Genomic DNA, 16,848 nt, shown 5'->3' with positions numbered 1-16,848 from the left:
GCGACCAGGGCTCAGCCGGTGAGCGGCACCGTCCAGGTGAGGGTGGTGCCGCCCCGGCCGGCCGCACCGCCCGACGCCGTCGCCACCTCGAACACACCGTCACAGTCCTCGGCGCGACGTGTCAGGTTGTCGAGTCCTCGATAGACGACGTCGGCTCCGATGCCGATCCCGTCGTCGCTGATCTCGACGGTGAGCACATCATCGTCGGCGGTCACCGACACGTCGATGTGGTCGGCGTTCGCGTGCCGCAGCGCATTCGACAGTCCTTCGCGCAGAACGGCATCGATGTGCGGAGCGAGTCGTTCGGGGACCACCGTGTCGACGGGCCCGGCGAATGCGACGCCCGGCGCGATGGGTGCCTGTGTGGCGAGTTCGGACACGATGTCGAGGACGCGCCGACGCAGGGTCGCGGTGTCGTGGTGGCCCGGGATCGTCTGTAGATCGAAGATGGACGTGCGGATCTGGGCGATGGTGCGGTCCAGGTCGGCCACCACCTGTTCCATCCGGGCGCGGGAGGTGTCGTCGGCGTCGGAGCCGGCCAGCATCGTCTGCACCGACATGCCGATGGCGAACAGGCGCTGGATGACGTGATCGTGCAGATCACGCGCGATTCGATGACGATCCTCGAGAACCTCGAGATCGCGGGCCACCTGCTGTTGTTCGGCATAGGCCACCGCGAGCGAGGCCACCTCGGCGACGCCGGCCAGACCCGCCGCGTCCTCGTCGTCCCATCGTGGTCGGTCCGCGTGGGTGATCACGAGCCGACCGAAGGTCCCGGAAGCCCGCTGAAGCGGCTGCACGGTCACCCACTGCGCATTGCGCCGAATGAGTTCCGAACCGATCTCGTTCGCGGGCACCACGGTCCGCGTCGGGAACGCGGCCACCCCGAGGTCACCGGCCGGGACCGCTCCCCCGGTGTGCCCGGGCACCGCCACCCCGCCGGGAACACCGGTCAGCAGGTAGACGTCGACGGCGTCGGCGAGTTCACGAACGTCGTCGCACAGCCGCGACAGGGTGTCCTCGAGCGCGATACCCGCCATCGGTTCCGAACCGCGACGGGCGATGACCTGCATCCAGCGGTGGCGCGTGCGGGCCTGCTCGAACAGCCGGGCGTTGTCCACGGCGACACCGGCGGCCACCGCCAGTACCGCCACCAACGTCTCGTCGATCTCGGTGAACTCCGGAGCCGATCGTTTCTCGGTGAGGTAGATGCTGCCGAAGACCGAGCCGCGGATGATGATCGGAGCGCCCAGAAACGTGGACATCGGCGGGTGGCCGGCCGGGAAACCGACCGATGCCGGGTGATCACCGAGCGCCGGAATCCGCAACACCTGCGGCTCCTCGATGAGCAGGCCGAGCACTCCCCGACCCACCGGCAGATGATCCATCTGCGATCGCTGGGCCGGGGTGATCCCGGTGTAGACGAAGGCGCTGAGGCCGCCGTCGGGACCCCGGACGCCGAGCGCGCCGTAGCGGGCGCCGACGACCTGCGACGCGACGTCGACGATGCGTTGCAACGCGCGATCGAGGTCCAGGCCGCGACCGACGACGAGCACCGCCTCGAGCAGGTCGCTGAGCACCGCCGGGTCATCGACGCCGTGCCGTGCCAGCGCGTCGAGCGCCTCGCTCAGCCCGCGATTCACCCGGCCCGCTCTTCACATTCGGCACGCGACCGGGCGTGTTCCACCAACCGCACGACCGCCTCGGGTGAGCCGGCCGGATGCACGTGCAGATAGGACGCGTGGACCGCGTCGGAGGCGAACCCGTGCGTCGACGGGTGGCCGACAGGGTCGCGCCACGCCCACGCCGGATCGGGTGCCCGCACCCCGGCCACGACGGTCGAGCGATGGAATTCGTGGCCGGTCACCCGTGCACCGGCGGCGAACGCGACGGAATCCGTGACCGCCACCGCGTCGCGATAGCCCAGCGTCAGCGTCGGCCCGAACCGACCGACCACGTCGAGCACCCCGGCCATCGGATATCCGTCGAGTTCGCGTGCGAGATAGAGCAATCCGGCACATTCGGCAACGATCGGGCGCCCGGAGCGGGCGTGCTCCGCGAGCCCGGTGCGCAGCGGTTCATTCGCCGACAGCGCCTCCGCGTGCTCCTCCGGGAACCCGCCGCCGATCACCACCGCGTCGGTGTCCGGCGGGAGCGGATCGCCGAGCGGATCGAACCCGACGACCTCGGCGCCGGCGGCGGTCAGCAGTTCACGGTGCTCGGCGTAACCGAAGGTGAACGCCGCCCCGCCGGCGACGGCCACCCGCGGACGCGCGCCGGCAACCGGATCCTGGCGGTGGGGGGCCACCGCGTCGTCGGCCGACCACGGCGTCACCGCGGTCCGACGACTGCTCTGCGCCGACGCCACGATTGCGGGAATGTCCAGTGCCGCACCGAGAGTGGCGGTCATCGCGGCCACCGCCCGCACCGCGTCGGCGCGTCGTTCGGCCGCCGGGATGAGGCCGAGGTGCCGTGAGGGCACCTGCAGTCCGGGATCTCTGCGCAGCACACCGAGCACCGCGAGTCCGACCCGCCCACACGCCTGCCGCAGCACGGATTCGTGGCGATCGGAGCCGACCCGGTTCAGGATCACGCCGACGATGCGGATCGACGGGTCGTAGCCGAGGAACCCGTGCAACAACGCGGCCAGCGACTGGCTGTGACCGGCCGCGTCGACGACGAGCACCACGGGCGCGCCGATGAGTCGCGCCACATGCGCGGTCGAGCCGAAACCGGCGGGATCGGTCGAGTCGGCGGGGTCGGGCAGGATGCGGCCGTCGAACAGACCCATCACGCCTTCGACGACTGCGATGTCGGCACCGGCGGAACCAGCGGCGAACAGCGGTCCCACGAGATCCGGCCCGACCAGGTTCGGATCGAGGTTGCGACCCACCGTGCCGGCGGCGACCGCATGGTATCCGGGATCGATGTAGTCGGGTCCGACCTTGAACGGCGCCACCCGATGTCCCGCGGCTCGCAATGCGCCGATGAGTCCGGTGGACACCGTCGTCTTGCCACTGCCCGAGGCGGGCGCGGCGATCACGACGGCCGGGACTGCACTCATGGGGTCCCGCCACGGTTCAGCACCGGGTCACCATTCGATGCCCTTCTGTCCTTTGCGACCGGCGTCCATCGGATGCGCGATCTTGTGCATCTCGGTGACCAGGTCGGCGGCGTCGAGCAACGCGGTCGGCGCGCGGCGGCCGGTGATCACCACGTGCTGACGCCCGGGCCGCGCGCACAGGGTCGACACCACCGCGTCGGTGTCCACCCAACCCCAATGCAGCGGATAGGTGAACTCGTCGAGGACGTAGAAATCGTGCTGCTCGTCGGCGAGGCGCCGGGCGATCTCCGCCCAGCCCGCGCGCGCTGCGTCGGCGTGGTCGGCATCGTGGTCGGCGTTGGCGCGCAACCACGACCAGCCCTGCCCCATCTTGTGCCACTCGACCGGACCGCCGCGGCCGGTCTGCTCGTGCACGTCACCGAGGGCGGTCAGCGCGCTCTCCTCGCCGACCCGCCACTTGGCGCTCTTCACGAACTGGAAGACCGCGACCCGCATGCCGGCGTTCCAGGCGCGCATCGCCATGCCGAAGGCCGCGGTCGACTTTCCCTTGCCGTCGCCGGTGTGCACCGCGAGCACCGGCAGATTGCGCCGCTGTCGGGTGGTCAGCCCATCGTCGGGGATGGTGTCGGGCACTCCTTGCGGCACGCTGCCTCCTGCCGGTCGCGGTCTGGTGCGAACAGTGTCTCAGGCGGCTCGGCCGTCGCCACGCAGCACACCCGCCGTCAGCTCGTCCATCGGCAGACACCGCGCCCCCATCGTCGCAGCGAGTTCGGCGGCCAGTCCGAGGCGGATCATCCCCTGCTCGCAATCCACCACGACGGAATCGATCCCGCGCCGGCCGATGGTGCGGGCCACTGCTCGGGCCCGGGCGGTGGCGTCGCGGCCCGCGGTGGCCCGACCGTCGGTCAGCACCACCAGCAGCGGTCGCCGATGCGGCTCGCGGCGAGCGGCACGGTCGATCAGGTCGGTGGCTGCGATGAGGCCCTCGGCCAGCGGCGTCCGTCCCCCGGTCCGGATATCGGCGAGGCGGCGCACCGCGATGTCCACCGACTTGGTGGGCGGCACCGCCACCTGCGCGGTCGATCCACGCGCGACGACCACCGCGACCCGATCGCGGCGGGTGTAGGAATCCCGCAGCAGATCGACGCAGATCCCGGTCACCGCCGTCAGTCGCCGCCGGGCTGTCATCGAGCCGGAGAGATCGACGACGAACACCACGAGGTTGCCCTCCTGGCCGATGCGTTCGGCGCTGCGCAGATCGTCGGCCGCCACGCGCACGGCGCCGCCACCGGCCCGATCCGCCGCCGCCCGATCCGCCGCCGCCCGATCCGCCGCCGACAGCACCGTGCCGAACAGATGTACCGGCGCGCCGTGGCTGAAATCGATTGCACGCGTGATCTGTCCGCGACGTGATCGCGCACGCGATCGACGGCCCGGTTCGCCCTCGCCGATGCCGTGCACCCGCAGTTGTGTCATCCGCGGTGACATCGAGGTGGACGGTACGGTGCCGAAGCGTGGTCCCGGCAGTGATTCGGACGGTTGACCGCCGTCCGGGGCCGCGTCGTCGGTCTGCGGATCGTCGTCCGATGTGGCGGTGTCGCCGGGTTCTCGTTCGCTGCTGCCGCTCTCCGGCACGCCACCACCGCCGCCCGGGTCGGTCGGGTCGGGGTCGGTCGGGTCGGGGTCGGTCGGGTCGGGGTCGGTCGGGTCTGGTGCCTCGCTGCCGGCGGCGTCGTCACCGGCGCCCATCGCGTCGTCGATCTGCTGCTCGGTGAGCCCGGACTCGTCGAACGGGTTGCGCCGCCGCCGGTGTGGGAGGGCGAGTTCGACGGCGACACGCACGTCGTCGGCGGTGACCGAATCGGCCAGCCGCCAGGCCGCGTGCGCCGCCGCGGTGCGGGCCACCACGATGTCGCCGCGCAGACCGTCGACCTCCAGATGTGCACAGACCCCTGCGATTCGGCGAAGTTCGGCCGGCGGGATGGCGACCTGCGCGAGGTGCGCGCGGGCCTCGGCGATCCGACGGGTCAGCTCGGCCTCGGCGGCCGCGTGATCGACGATGAAGGCCTCGGGGTCGGCGTCGAAGGCCATCCGCCGCGACACGATCGCCACCCGCTCCTCGATGTCGCGGCCGGCGGTGACGTCGACGGCCAGCCCGAACCGGTCCAACAGTTGCGGACGCAGCTCACCCTCTTCCGGGTTCATCGTGCCGACCAGGACGAAGTCGGCGGACTGGGTGTGCGAGACCCCGTCCCGCTCGACGGTGACCCGTCCGCTCGCGGCGGCGTCGAGCAACACGTCGACGAGGTGGTCGGCCAGCAGATTGACCTCGTCGATGTAGAGCACCCCGCCGTCGGCCAGCGCCAGCAGCCCGGGAGTGAATCGTGCGCGACCTTCGCTGAGTACCGCGGTGAGGTCGAGAGAGCCGATGACCCGGTCTTCGGTCGCGCCGATCGGCAACTCCACCACCCGGCCGCGCACCCGGCCGGCCTCTCCCGGTTGCGACTGCACCGGTTCGTGGCCGGCCGCGAGCAGGGGCCCGAGTCCACGCACGATGGTCGATTTGGCGGTGCCCTTCTCCCCGCGGATCAGCACGCCACCGATCCCCGGCGCGATCGCCGACAGGATCAGCGCGAGCTTGAGGCGTTCCTGCCCGACCACCGCGCTGAACGGGTAACGGACCGGACCCTCGATGTCGGCGGGGTGGTGTTGACGGCCGCTCATCGGGGCCCGTCGGCGGTTGCCGCGGACACATCGGCCGGATCGCGACGCATGGTCACATGCGGGATGCCATCCTCCAGATATCCGTCGCCTTCGACGACGAAACCGAACTTCGCATACATCTCGACGAGATACGCCTGCGCCTCGATCAGGCAGACATGATCGCCGATCTCGGCGAGGGCGGCATCGATCAGCCGCGCCGTCAGTCCCTGACCACGGTGGCCGCGTTCGGTACACACGCGCCCGATGCGATACGTCGGCTCCCCGTCGGCAGCAGCGGGCTCGGTGAGCAGCCGCAGGGTGGAGACCACCACGTCGTCGTCGACGATCCAGAACTGACGGGTGCCCGGCTCCAGGTCGCGCCCGTCGAGCTCGGGATAGGGACACGCCTGCTCGACCACGAACACGTCCACCCGCAACCGCAGGATCTGATACAGGGTGGCCGCGTCGATCTGGTCGGCCGGACTGTGGTGCAACTGCCCTGCCGAAGTCATGGTGTCGTGACTATCACACGGGCGTGCGCCTGCACCAGGTGACCGATCAGAGGGCGGACGCCGGCGTACGGTCGGCGGCCGCCTGCGGTGCGGTGGCGTCGCCCTTGAGCTGCAGGCTCGCGCTGGTCCAATCCCACACCTGACGGAACAGGTCGCGGTTGTCGGAGAGCTTCTGCCCGAACGACGGGATCATCTCGGTGAGCGCAGGCTTCCATCCGGCGTACTCCTTCGGGAAGCACTTCTCCAACACACTGAGCATCGCCGGCACCGCGGTCGATGCGCCCGGCGAGGCACCCAGCAGGCCGGCGATGGTGCCGTCCTCGGCGGCCACCACTGCGGTACCGAATTCCAGCGAGCCGCCGACACCGGTCTTGCGGATCACCTGGACACGCTGGCCGGCGGTGATGATCTCCCAGTCACCGCCGTCGGCGCGTGGGACGAACTCGCTGAGCGTGTTCACCCGGTCGGCGCGGCTGGCGGCCAGCTCGCTGATCAGGTACTTGAGGAGTCCGAACTCCTGAGGCGCGATGGACAGCATCGGCAGCAGGTTGTTCGGTGTGACCGAGGACGGGAGATCGGTGATCTTGCCGCTCTTGAGGAACTTCGGCGACCACCCGGCGTACGGCCCGAACAGCAGGCCGGGCTGGTGGTTGATGACACGGGTGTCGAGGTGCGGGACCGACATCGGCGGGGCGCCGACCGCGGCCTGCCCGTACACCTTCGCCTGGTGGTCGGCCACGAGCTCGGGATTGGTGCACCGGAAGAACTCACCGGACACCGGGAACCCACCGAATCCCTTGGCCTCGGCGATGCCCGACTTCTGCAGCAGATGCAGCGCGCCGCCGCCCGCTCCGACGAACACGAACTTCGCGTGGATGGTGAGTTTCTGTTTGGTCCGCAGGTTGCGGACCTTCATGATCCAGCTGCCGTCGGACTGCTTGGACAGATTCGTCACCGAATGGCCGAAGTAGACGTCGGCACCGGTCTCGCCGATGTGGTTGATCAGTTGCTGGGTCAGCGCACCGAAGTCGACGTCGGTGCCCTCGGTGAACCAGTTCAACGCCACCGGGTCGGAGAAGTCACGCCCGGCCGACATCAGCGGCAGACGCTTGCTGAAGGTCGCCTCGTCGTCGATGAACTCCATACCCTCGAACAGCACCTGGCCGGCCAGTCGGTCGTAGCGCTTGCGCAGGTAGTCGACTCCGTCACGCCCATGGGTGAAGGCCACGTGCGGGATCGGGTTGATGAACTCGCTGGGATCGCCGAGGATGCCGTTGTCCACCGAGTAGGACCAGAACTGCCGGGACACCTGGAACTGCTCGTTGATGTTGATCGCCTTGTCGATGTTGACATCGCCGTCGGCGGTCTTCGGGGTGTAGTTCAGCTCGCACAACGCGGAGTGCCCCGTGCCGGCGTTGTTCCACGGATCGCTGCTCTCCGCGGCCGCGGCGTCGAGACGTTCGAAAACACTGATCGACCAGTTCGGCTCGAGTCGACGGATCAATGCGCCGAGGGTGGCGCTCATGATTCCGGCGCCGACCAACGCGACGTCCGTCTTGATCACCGAGTGAGACACGAGGAGCTCTCCTTCGCACGGGTTGGACGATCGGGGCTGTCGCGGTGAGCCGCGAGGGTCTGCCGCCGTCGGTCGTCCCTGTCAACGGCCATTGTTCCCCATTCCGGCGCAAACAACGGAATCGCCTGGGCCAAAGTGTGGGCTGGGCGACAGTCACCGCCACGCCCACCCGCACACAGGATATCTAGAGTGGAACCCGTGACCGCATCCTCGAGCGCCGCCCGCGCCGGCGAACCCGCTGCCACCTGGCAACCCGACCACCTGTTGGATCGCTACGAAGTGCTCACCCTGCCCCTGGGACCCGACCCGGACGGCGAGGACCCGATCACCGCGACCCTGGTCCGCAAGGCCGGCCCCGAGCCGGCCGTGAACGGTGCCGTCCTGTACGTGCACGGCTTCACCGACTACTTCTTCCACGAGCCGCTCGCCGACTACTTTCACGAACGCGGCTACGCCTTCTATGCCCTCGATCTGCGCAAATGCGGACGTTCCCTGCAGCCGCAGCACACCGCGCACTTCGCGACCGACCTCCGCCGGTACGACGAGGAACTCGGCCATGCACTCGACGTGGTCGCTGCCGAGACGGCCGCCGGCGGGGGGCCCGAACGGGTGATCGTCGCGGCACACTCCACCGGAGGCATCATCACCCCGTTGTGGTTGGACCGACTGCGGTCCACCTCGCCCGACCTGCACGACAAGGTCTGCGGCCTCCTGTTGAACAGCCCCTGGTTCGACCTGCAGGGCAGCCCGATCCTGCGAACGCCACCGGTCTCACTGCTGTTGCGTGCCCTCGCCGCGGTCCGCCCCAAGGCGGTGCTCCCCCAGGAACTCTCCGACGGATACGGTCGCAGCATCCATGAGACCACCGGTGGTGAATGGGCCTACGACCTCGCGCTGAAGCCGCTGGGCGGGTTCCCGGTCACCTTCGGGTTCCTCAACGCGGTCCGTCGCGGGCAGGCGCGGCTGCATCGCGGCGTCGACGTCGGTGTCCCGTCGCTGGTGCTGCGCTCGGACAAGACACTGTTCGACCGGTCGCGCCCCGGCTCGGTCGACGACGCCGACGTGGTTCTCGATGTGCGTCACATGTCACGGTGGAGTGGATATCTGGGCGACCGGGTGACGGTGGTCCCGATCGCCGACGCCCGCCACGATGTGTTCCTTTCAGTACGTCATGCACGTGAGCACGCGTATCGCGAGATCGACAGTTGGCTGCAGGGCACGCTCGGCGGCGCGACAGATGTCGCGACATCCGCGCAGTCGGCAGCGACCACGGATCCGGCATGACCGCGACGCAGATCGTCGACCTGGCGATCATCGGCACCGGGAGTGGGAACTCGATCCCCGACGAGCGCTTCGACGACAAGTCGATCGCGGTCTTCGAAGAGAACGTCTACGGCGGGACCTGCCTCAACGTCGGCTGTATTCCCACCAAGATGTTCGTCTACGCCGCAGAGGTGGCCGAGGGCGCCCGACACGGACACCGACTGGGCGTCAACAGCCGAGTCGACTCGGTGGACTGGCCTGCGATCGTGCAGCGGGTGTTCGGTCGTATCGACCCGATCTCCGCGGGTGGTCGGGAATACCGCGAGGAACGCTGCGCCAACATCACCGTGTACTCCGCGCACGTCGAATTCGACGGCCGCGATGCCGACGGCCGCTACCGACTGGTCACCGCCGACGCACTGGTTCTCGCCGACGAGGTCGTGATCGCCGCGGGCTCACGGGCGACGGTGCCGCCGGCGATCAGCGAATGCGGTGCGCCGTACTACACCAACAACGACGTGATGCGTCTCGAGCGCCTCCCGGACCGCCTGATCGTCGTCGGCGGCGGCTACATCGCGACCGAATTCGCGCACGTCTTCGGCGGATTGGGCAGTGCGGTGTCGATCATCGCGCGCGGCCCCGCGCTGCTGCGCAAACTCGACTCCGACATCTCGACGCGCTTCACCGCGGTGGCCCAGGAGAAGGAGAAGTGGGATGTGCGGCTGAACACCGATGTGACGAATGTGGTCGAGCTCGACGAGGGCGGCATCCGGGTCAGTCTCGGCGACGGCACCCACATCGACGGTGACGCGCTGTTGGTCGCCACCGGGCGCCGCCCCAACGGCGATCGACTCAATCTCGGGTCGATCGGTGTGGAACTCGACGATCACGGTCGCGTCGTGTGCGACCCACACGGGCGGACCGCGGCGTCGCATGTGTGGGCCCTCGGGGATGTGAGTTCCCCATACCAGCTCAAACACGTCGCCAACCACGAACAACGTGTGGTGCAGGCGAACCTCCTCAAGGGCTGGGAGTCCGACGACCTGCTCTGGTTCGACCATCGCCACGTCCCGGCCGCGGTCTTCACCCATCCGCAGATCGCCACGGTGGGCCTCACCGAAGACGAGGCGCGCGACATGGACCTCGACATCACGGTCAAGGTGCAGGCCTATGGCGATGTCGCCTACGGGTGGGCCATGGAGGACACCACCGGTTTCTGCAAGGTGATCGCCGAGCGCGGCACCGGACGACTGCTCGGCTGCCATATCCTCGGCCCTCAGGCGCCCACGGTGATCCAGCCGATCATCCAGGCCATGTCGTTCGGACAGACCGCACATGATGTCGCCCGCGGCCAGTACTGGATTCATCCGGCGATGCCCGAGGTCCTCGAGAACGCACTGCTCGGTCTGGAGATCTGATCGACCGGCCACCATCGTCGTCCCGCCGGTAGCATCGCTGCAATGGCGATCGTGAACCGCGGATTCGTCGGGAGGCGCGACCGCGATGCGGCGCGTCTGCCACCCGGGCAGTACCGGACCTTCGACTTCCCGGTGCTGTCGGCGGAACCGACGCCGACGGTGACCCTCGAGAACTGGACGTTGGCCGTCCAGTCGTCGAGGCACCGTGTCCACAAGTGGAATTGGGCACAGTTCCAGGAACTTCCGCATGAGGACATCGTCACCGACATCCACTGTGTGACGCGCTGGTCGAAGTTCGAGACCCGTTGGCGTGGTGTGTCATTCGATACCATCCTGGCCGAGTTACCTTGGGCGGCCGACGACTTCGTGATGGCACATTGCCACGGCGGATACACCACCAATGTCGCGCTCGCCGACCTCGTCGGTGGTCGCGGCTGGATCGCCGACTCCTATGACGGCGAGCCCCTGGCCGCCGAGCACGGCGGTCCGGCACGGCTGCTGGTACCGCATCTCTACTTCTGGAAGAGCGCCAAATGGGTGTGCCGACTGCGGTTCATGTCCACCGACACCCCCGGATTCTGGGAGAGCAACGGCTACCACATGCACGGCGATCCCTGGACCGAGCAGCGGTATTCATGACCGAGCAGGGCCGTTCATGAGCGAATGGCAGGTCACGACGGTCATCTCACAGACCCGGCACAGCGACAGCGCACGCTCGCTGCGACTCGCTCTGTCCGAGCCGTTCACCGCGCTACCCGGCCAGCACCTCGACATCCGCCTCACCGCCGAAGACGGCTATTCGACCGCCCGTACCTACTCCTTGTCGGACACCCGGGAGCGGCGCACTGTGGAGGTGACGGTCGAACGCGCCGACGACGGGGAGGTGTCGCCATACCTCGTCGACGTCGTGGAGGTGGGTGAACCGCTCGAGGTGACCAGGCCGCACGGTGGGTGGTTCACCTGGGACGGCACCAGCCCCGGTCCGATACAGCTGATCGCCGGCGGATCGGGGCTCGGCCCGCTGATGTCGATGATCCGTCACCGCGAGATCGCCGCTCCGACCGTGCCGTTCAACCTGGTCTACTCGTTGCGATCGCCCGATCGCATCCTGTTCGGCGACGAGCTGCGCCAGCTCATCGATCACCGCCGGCTACCCGTCCGGCTGGCCTTCACCCGACGTGGCATCGGCACCGGCGACCGGCCGACCGGGCGACTCGGCACATCCGAACTCACCGAGCTCGCCATCCATCCCGACCGGGCACCCACCGTGTTCATCTGCGGTCCCACCGCCTTCGTGGAGCATTGTGCGGCAGCGATGGTCGGTGCCGGTCATCGGCACGAACGGATCCGGACCGAGCGATTCGGCTGAGTGGTGTCAGAACGGCGGGGTCAGAACACCGTCGAGCGCAGTGCGATCTCCGAGGCGAGCGCGGCACCGGCGTGCTGGGGTATCCAGTGGTCGACGCCGGGCAACTCACAGAAGCGGAAGTCGGAGTACGCGTAGCGTCCGCTGAGCTGTGCCTGTTCGCGGCCGAGCGAATCGTCGGCGTCACCCCACACCATGGTGGTCGGGATCTCCACCGGCGGACACGCCAGTTTCGTCGCGATGTCACCGGTGAAGTTGGCGCGGTACCAGTTCAACGGCCCGGTCAATGCCCCGGGTTCGGTGAGCGGCAGCAGCTCCTCGGCCGTGACCCCGGCGGCACGCAGCACGGCGCCGTCGTCGGCGAGCAGTTTCTCCTCCGCGTCGTCGGCGACGAAATCCTTGATGTAGAGCGAGCGTTCACGCTGATCCGAGGATTCCAGCGCATCGCGCATTGCGGACGGATGTCCGGTGCTCGCGGCCACCAGGCCGGTGAAGCGGTCGGGGTGTTTGCCCGCGAGATGCCAGGCGACGATGCCACCCCAGTCGTGACCGACGAGCATCGAGTACTGGACGCCGAGGGCGTCGAGGAGCCCGATCGCGTCGTCGACGAGCAACTCCAGCCGGTAGGCGTCCACACCGTCGGGCCGCGCTCCGGGACTGTATCCGCGCTGGTCGAAAACAATTGTGCGCAATCCACTTTCATGGAGGCGCGGCACCACCGTGTCATAGCAGGAACCGTTCACGGGGAATCCGTGCAGCAGCAGCACCCATTTTCCGTCTTCGGGGCCGCTGATCCGGGTGTCGAAGGTGTGCTCGCCGACCTGAACGGCGCGCTGTTGCGTGTCCACGGGCTCAGGATAGGCGACATCGACCGGGCCCGGTCGGGCGCGGCACACCCGGTTCCTCCGGTCGGCGGACGGAGCTCCGCCGACCATCGACCGGTCAGCTGTCGGGCAGGGTGAGGATCTCGGCGCCGTCGTCGGTCACGACCAGGGTGTGCTCGAACTGGGCGGTCCACTTCTTGTCGGTGGTCACGACGGTCCACCCGTCGTCCCAGATCTCGTAGCCGAGCCCACCGAGGTTGATCATCGGTTCGATGGTGAACACCATGCCCGGCTCGATGACCGTGTCGACGTTGGGCTGGTCGTAGTGCAGGATCACCAGACCGTTGTGAAATGTCTCACCGATGCCGTGGCCGGTGAAGTCCCGGACCACGGTGTATCCGAAGCGGTTGGCGTAGGCCTCGATGACCCGTCCGATGACGTTCAGCTCCCGGCCCGGCTTGACCGCCTTGATGGCGCGTTCGGTGGCGATGCGGGTGCGTTCGACGAGGTCGGCGGCTTCGGTCGACACGTCACCGGCCAGGAAGGTGGCGTTGGTGTCGCCGTGCACCCCGTCGATGTAGGCGGTGACATCGATGTTGACGATGTCCCCGTCGGCAATCACGGTCGAGTCCGGGATGCCGTGACAGATGACCTCGTTCAGCGAGGTACAGCACGACTTCGGAAAGCCTTTGTAGCCCAGGGTCGACGGGTAGGCGCCGTGGTCGACCATGTACTCGTGTGCGATCCGGTCGAGCTCGTCGGTGGTGACGCCGGGTGCGACCGCCTTGCCGGCCTCGGCAAGGGCATTGGCCGCGATCTTGCTCGCGACGCGCATCTTCTCGATGGTCTCCGGGGCCTGCACCCACGGTTCATGTCCCTCGTCGACGGTGTCCCGCCATGCGTACTCCGGCCGTTCGATGGAGTCGGGGACGGGGCGCGTCGGCGACACTGTGCCGGGCCGCAGGGCATCACGAACGGTCATGCACCCAGCTTATCCAGTCCGCTCTCGGGCCGGAGGCGGCGTGGGCACACCGGTGGCGCGCAACTAAGGTGAGACTAAGGAATGACGCAGGCACCGATCACGTCGGCGTGGGAGGAATCGTGGCGCAGGTGAGCGCGTGAGCAGACTCGGCAGGCCGCGCCGTCGTGTGCTCGCGGCGCTCGTGGCGGTGCTGGCGGCGACCGTGTCCGCCTGTTTCGTCGAGCCCATCGAACAACCGGCACCGTCGGTGGCGCCCACCGCGCATCTGCGTGACGGGCCGCAGACCGCATTGTTGCCCGACCCAGATGTGACACCGATCGCGACGGATCCGATTCCGACGCTGCCGGTCACGGTCGACTCCGAAGGTCAGGAGCCGGTCACGGTTCGCGACGTCGACCGGATCATCGCGGTCGACATCAACGGCACCCTCGGCACCACCGTGTTCGCGCTGGGCCTGGGCTCCCACGTGGTCGGCCGGGACACCTCGACCGCCTTTCCGAGCGCCGTGGATCTGCCGGTGGTCACCAACCGCGGGCACAGCCTCAACGCCGAGGCGGTGCTGGCACTTGCCCCCACCGTCGTCCTCGTCAACGAGAACACCGTCCCGGCCGCCGCGGTCGATCAGATCCGGGACTCCGGCATCCCGGTCGTCGTGTTCCCGGGCATCCGCGGCCTCGACGGCAACGACGCCCTCATGCGCTCGGTCGCGGAAGCACTCGGGGTGCCCGAGCAGGGCGAGCAGCTGGTGGCCCGTACCGATCGCGAGGTCGCCGCGGCCCGCGATCTGGTCCCGTCCCCGTCCGGGGACCCGGTGATGGCCTTCGTCTACATCCGGGGTCGCAACCTGATCCTGCTGGCGGGCCCCGGCTCCGGCGCCGACGATCTCATCGAGAACCTCGGTGGTCGGGACGCCGGCCGCGAGGCCGACCTCAGCGGGGCGTTCACCGCGGTCAGTGCCGAGGCGATGATCGAGGCCGATCCCAACGTGCTGCTGGTGATGACGCAGGGCGCCGACACGGTCGGCGGGCTCGACGGGGTTCTCGCACTGCCGGGGATCGCCGAGACCGACGCGGGCCGCAACCGGCGCATCGTGCAGATGGACGAGACGGAGATCCTGGCCTTCGGCCCCGACGTCGGCAAGGTGCTCGGGTCTCTGGCGGAAGCGATCTACACATGAGCACCCCGACCTCCGAACGCACGACGCCGACGGCCGTCGAGCACCGCAGCCGCCATCGCACGCGCACCATCGTCGTGCTGGCGATCCTGCTCGTCGCGACCGCTGCACTCGTCGTGCTGTCGGCCGGCCTGGGCCGGGTCGGGGTCCCACCCATCGAGGTGCTCGGCAGCCTCGCCCATCATTTCCACCTCGACATCGGTCCCCTCCCCTCGCACCCCAACGGCGAAGCGGCACTGTGGAACGTCCGCTTCCCGCGGATCGTGCTGGGCCTGCTGGTGGGTGCGGCGCTCGGCGCGGGTGGGTGCCTGCTGCAGGGTGTCCTGGCCAATCCGCTCGCCGAACCCGGCATCATCGGGGTGTCGTCGGGGGCGGCGGTCGGCGCGTGCCTGATGATCGTGCTCGGCGGCGGCTCCACCAATGACTGGGCACTGGCGGGCGCGGCCTTCGTGTTCGCCCTGTTCACCGCGGCCTCGGTGTACGTGTTGTCGTTGCGCGATGGCTCGACGTCGGCGATCATGCTGGTGCTCACCGGTATCGCGGTGAACGCGTTTGCGCTCGGCATCATCGCCTATCTGACCTTCGTGGCGTCCACCGCGGCTCGCGAACAGATCGTGTTCTGGCAGTTGGGTTCGCTGGCGGGTACCACCTGGGACGAGGTGTGGGTCGCCGCCCCGCTGATCATCGCCGCACTCGCCGCGGCACTGGTCCTGGTGCACAAACTCGATCTGCTCGCGCTCGGCGAGATCCAGGCCGCCTCGCTGGGGGTCAACGTCGAGATCGTGCGCCGTCAGGTGATCGTGCTCGTGTCCATCCTGACCGGTGCCGCGGTCGCGTTCTCCGGAATCATCATGTTCGTCGGTCTGGTCGTGCCGCACGTGTTGCGGCTCATCGTGGGTCCGCGTCACGCGATCCTGTTGCCCGCCAGCGTCGTGGGCGGTGCGCTGGTCATCACGGCCGCCGACCTCGCCGCGCGCACCCTGCTCGGTGACGCCGACCTCCCCTTGGGGATGTTCACGTCGCTCATCGGCGGACCGGTGTTCTTCCTGCTGCTACGGCGCAGCCGGCGGGCCGGGGCCGGCTGGTGACCGGGTCGGCCGGTGTCGTCGCCGAGCACATCACGGTCACCCTCGGCGAGCGCGACGTGGTGCGCGACGTCTCGCTGCGCGTCGAACCGGGTTCGCTGCTCGCACTCGTCGGGCCCAACGGCTGCGGCAAGTCGACGTTGCTGTCGGTGCTGGCCGGGCTGCGCACGCCGGACCACGGCACCGTGCACATCGATGACCGTCCCATCGCGAAGGTGTCGGCACGAGAACTCGCGCGGCTGCGGTCGTTCGTGACCCAGCACAATCGCACGGACACCCCGTTCTCGGTGATCGAGGTCATCGAGATGGGACGCTTCCCCTGGTTGCGCACCCCGCAGGCACGTCGGTCGCCGGAGATCATCGACGACGCCATCCGCGCCTGCGACCTGCACGACATCACCTACCGCCCATTCGCTCAGTTGTCCGGCGGGCAGCAGGCCCGGGTGTCCATCGCCCGGGCCCTGGCCCAGCAGACACCGGTGATGCTGCTCGACGAACCGACCGCCGCCCTCGACATCCACCATCAGGAGTCCGTCCTCGACATCCTGCGCGCCGCCCGCGACGACGGGTCGGCGATCCTGCTGGTGGTCCACGACCTCTCGCTGGCCGCCGCCTATGCCGATCGTGTCGCGCTGATGAAGGACGGCCATCTCCTGGCCGACGGCCCGACCCGCGAGGTGATGACGGCCGAGTTGCTGTCGGACACCTATGACCATCCGGTGGAGATCTGGGATCACCCGGCGTCGGGTCAGCCGATCATCGTGCCACGCCGGACGTGAGCAGCGGCCCAGCATCACCTCCGGCCGCAACTGACGGCCGTATCCGACCGCGGTGCCAGAGGTATTGGGCGTCAATAGTTGTCGGCGTCACTCACCCAGACC

General features: G+C 68.8%; 15 protein-coding genes. 7 read left to right on the top strand and 8 right to left on the bottom strand.

The window, feature by feature from the left end:
• Window positions 1–11: 11 nt before the first annotated feature.
• The 6 genes from NWF22_RS20760 to mqo are packed head-to-tail and all read right to left on the bottom strand — an operon-like array spanning window position 12 to window position 7,804.
• Window positions 12–1,643, bottom strand: a complete 1,632-nt coding sequence (locus tag NWF22_RS20760; RefSeq protein WP_258321230.1) for a GAF domain-containing sensor histidine kinase — start codon at window positions 1,641–1,643, stop codon at window positions 12–14.
• A complete protein-coding gene (locus NWF22_RS20755) occupies window positions 1,640–3,064 on the bottom strand; it encodes a cobyrinic acid a,c-diamide synthase CobB (RefSeq protein ID WP_160902594.1) in 1,425 nt (474 codons plus the stop codon). Before NWF22_RS20755 ends, NWF22_RS20760 begins: the two co-directional genes overlap by 4 nt.
• A gap of 27 nt (window positions 3,065–3,091) precedes the next feature.
• Entirely contained in the window at window positions 3,092–3,709 is a 618-nt protein-coding gene (cobO, locus tag NWF22_RS20750) for a cob(I)yrinic acid a,c-diamide adenosyltransferase (protein ID WP_160902595.1), read from the bottom strand.
• Between the two features lie 39 nt (window positions 3,710–3,748).
• The gene (locus tag NWF22_RS20745; protein WP_160902596.1) at window positions 3,749–5,788 is read right to left on the bottom strand and encodes a VWA domain-containing protein; all 2,040 of its coding nucleotides are present in this window, start codon (window positions 5,786–5,788) and stop codon (window positions 3,749–3,751) included.
• A complete protein-coding gene (locus tag NWF22_RS20740) occupies window positions 5,785–6,279 on the bottom strand; it encodes a GNAT family N-acetyltransferase (protein WP_160902597.1) in 495 nt (164 codons plus the stop codon). Before NWF22_RS20740 ends, NWF22_RS20745 begins: the two co-directional genes overlap by 4 nt.
• Before the next feature lie 46 nt (window positions 6,280–6,325).
• Window positions 6,326–7,804: a malate dehydrogenase (quinone) gene (gene mqo, locus NWF22_RS20735; RefSeq protein ID WP_202398710.1), complete on the bottom strand. Its 1,479-nt coding sequence runs from the start codon at window positions 7,802–7,804 to the stop codon at window positions 6,326–6,328.
• A 249-nt stretch (window positions 7,805–8,053) separates the two neighbouring features.
• Here mqo and NWF22_RS20730 point away from each other — a divergent pair, with 249 nt between their 5' ends.
• The 4 genes from NWF22_RS20730 to NWF22_RS20715 are packed head-to-tail and all read left to right on the top strand — an operon-like array spanning window position 8,054 to window position 11,905.
• Complete coding sequence (locus NWF22_RS20730; protein ID WP_160902599.1) at window positions 8,054–9,139, top strand: alpha/beta hydrolase; 1,086 nt, start codon at window positions 8,054–8,056, stop codon at window positions 9,137–9,139.
• Window positions 9,136–10,536 (top strand): mycothione reductase, encoded by a 1,401-nt coding sequence (locus tag NWF22_RS20725; protein ID WP_160902600.1) that lies wholly within the window; start codon window positions 9,136–9,138, stop codon window positions 10,534–10,536. The genes NWF22_RS20730 and NWF22_RS20725 overlap by 4 nt, the downstream gene beginning before the upstream one ends.
• A 42-nt stretch (window positions 10,537–10,578) precedes the next feature.
• Entirely contained in the window at window positions 10,579–11,175 is a 597-nt protein-coding gene (locus NWF22_RS20720) for a molybdopterin-dependent oxidoreductase (protein WP_160902601.1), read from the top strand.
• Between the two features lie 16 nt (window positions 11,176–11,191).
• Window positions 11,192–11,905 (top strand): FAD-binding oxidoreductase, encoded by a 714-nt coding sequence (locus NWF22_RS20715; RefSeq protein WP_160902602.1) that lies wholly within the window; start codon window positions 11,192–11,194, stop codon window positions 11,903–11,905.
• A gap of 20 nt (window positions 11,906–11,925) precedes the next feature.
• Here NWF22_RS20715 and NWF22_RS20710 read toward each other — a convergent pair whose 3' ends face one another.
• Both NWF22_RS20710 and map read right to left on the bottom strand, forming a co-directional pair.
• Window positions 11,926–12,750, bottom strand: a complete 825-nt coding sequence (locus tag NWF22_RS20710; protein WP_258321229.1) for an alpha/beta fold hydrolase — start codon at window positions 12,748–12,750, stop codon at window positions 11,926–11,928.
• A gap of 94 nt (window positions 12,751–12,844) precedes the next feature.
• Window positions 12,845–13,708 carry a type I methionyl aminopeptidase gene (gene map, locus NWF22_RS20705; RefSeq protein ID WP_160902604.1) on the bottom strand — a complete coding sequence of 288 codons (864 nt, stop codon included), beginning with the start codon at window positions 13,706–13,708 and terminating at the stop codon, window positions 12,845–12,847.
• 136 nt (window positions 13,709–13,844) lie between these two features.
• On the opposite strand from map, the gene NWF22_RS20700 reads away from it, so the two are divergent.
• The 3 genes from NWF22_RS20700 to NWF22_RS20690 are packed head-to-tail and all read left to right on the top strand — an operon-like array spanning window position 13,845 to window position 16,746.
• The gene (locus NWF22_RS20700; RefSeq protein ID WP_258321228.1) at window positions 13,845–14,885 is read left to right on the top strand and encodes a heme/hemin ABC transporter substrate-binding protein; all 1,041 of its coding nucleotides are present in this window, start codon (window positions 13,845–13,847) and stop codon (window positions 14,883–14,885) included.
• Window positions 14,882–15,970 (top strand): FecCD family ABC transporter permease, encoded by a 1,089-nt coding sequence (locus tag NWF22_RS20695; RefSeq protein WP_160902605.1) that lies wholly within the window; start codon window positions 14,882–14,884, stop codon window positions 15,968–15,970. The genes NWF22_RS20700 and NWF22_RS20695 overlap by 4 nt, the downstream gene beginning before the upstream one ends.
• Window positions 15,967–16,746: a heme ABC transporter ATP-binding protein gene (locus NWF22_RS20690; RefSeq protein WP_160902606.1), complete on the top strand. Its 780-nt coding sequence runs from the start codon at window positions 15,967–15,969 to the stop codon at window positions 16,744–16,746. Before NWF22_RS20695 ends, NWF22_RS20690 begins: the two co-directional genes overlap by 4 nt.
• The last annotated feature ends 102 nt before the right edge of the window (window positions 16,747–16,848 follow it).

This window comes from Gordonia mangrovi, from assembly GCF_024734075.1.
GTDB lineage: Bacteria > Actinomycetota > Actinomycetes > Mycobacteriales > Mycobacteriaceae > Gordonia > Gordonia mangrovi.
This window is presented reverse-complemented; position numbering and strand designations above follow the sequence as displayed.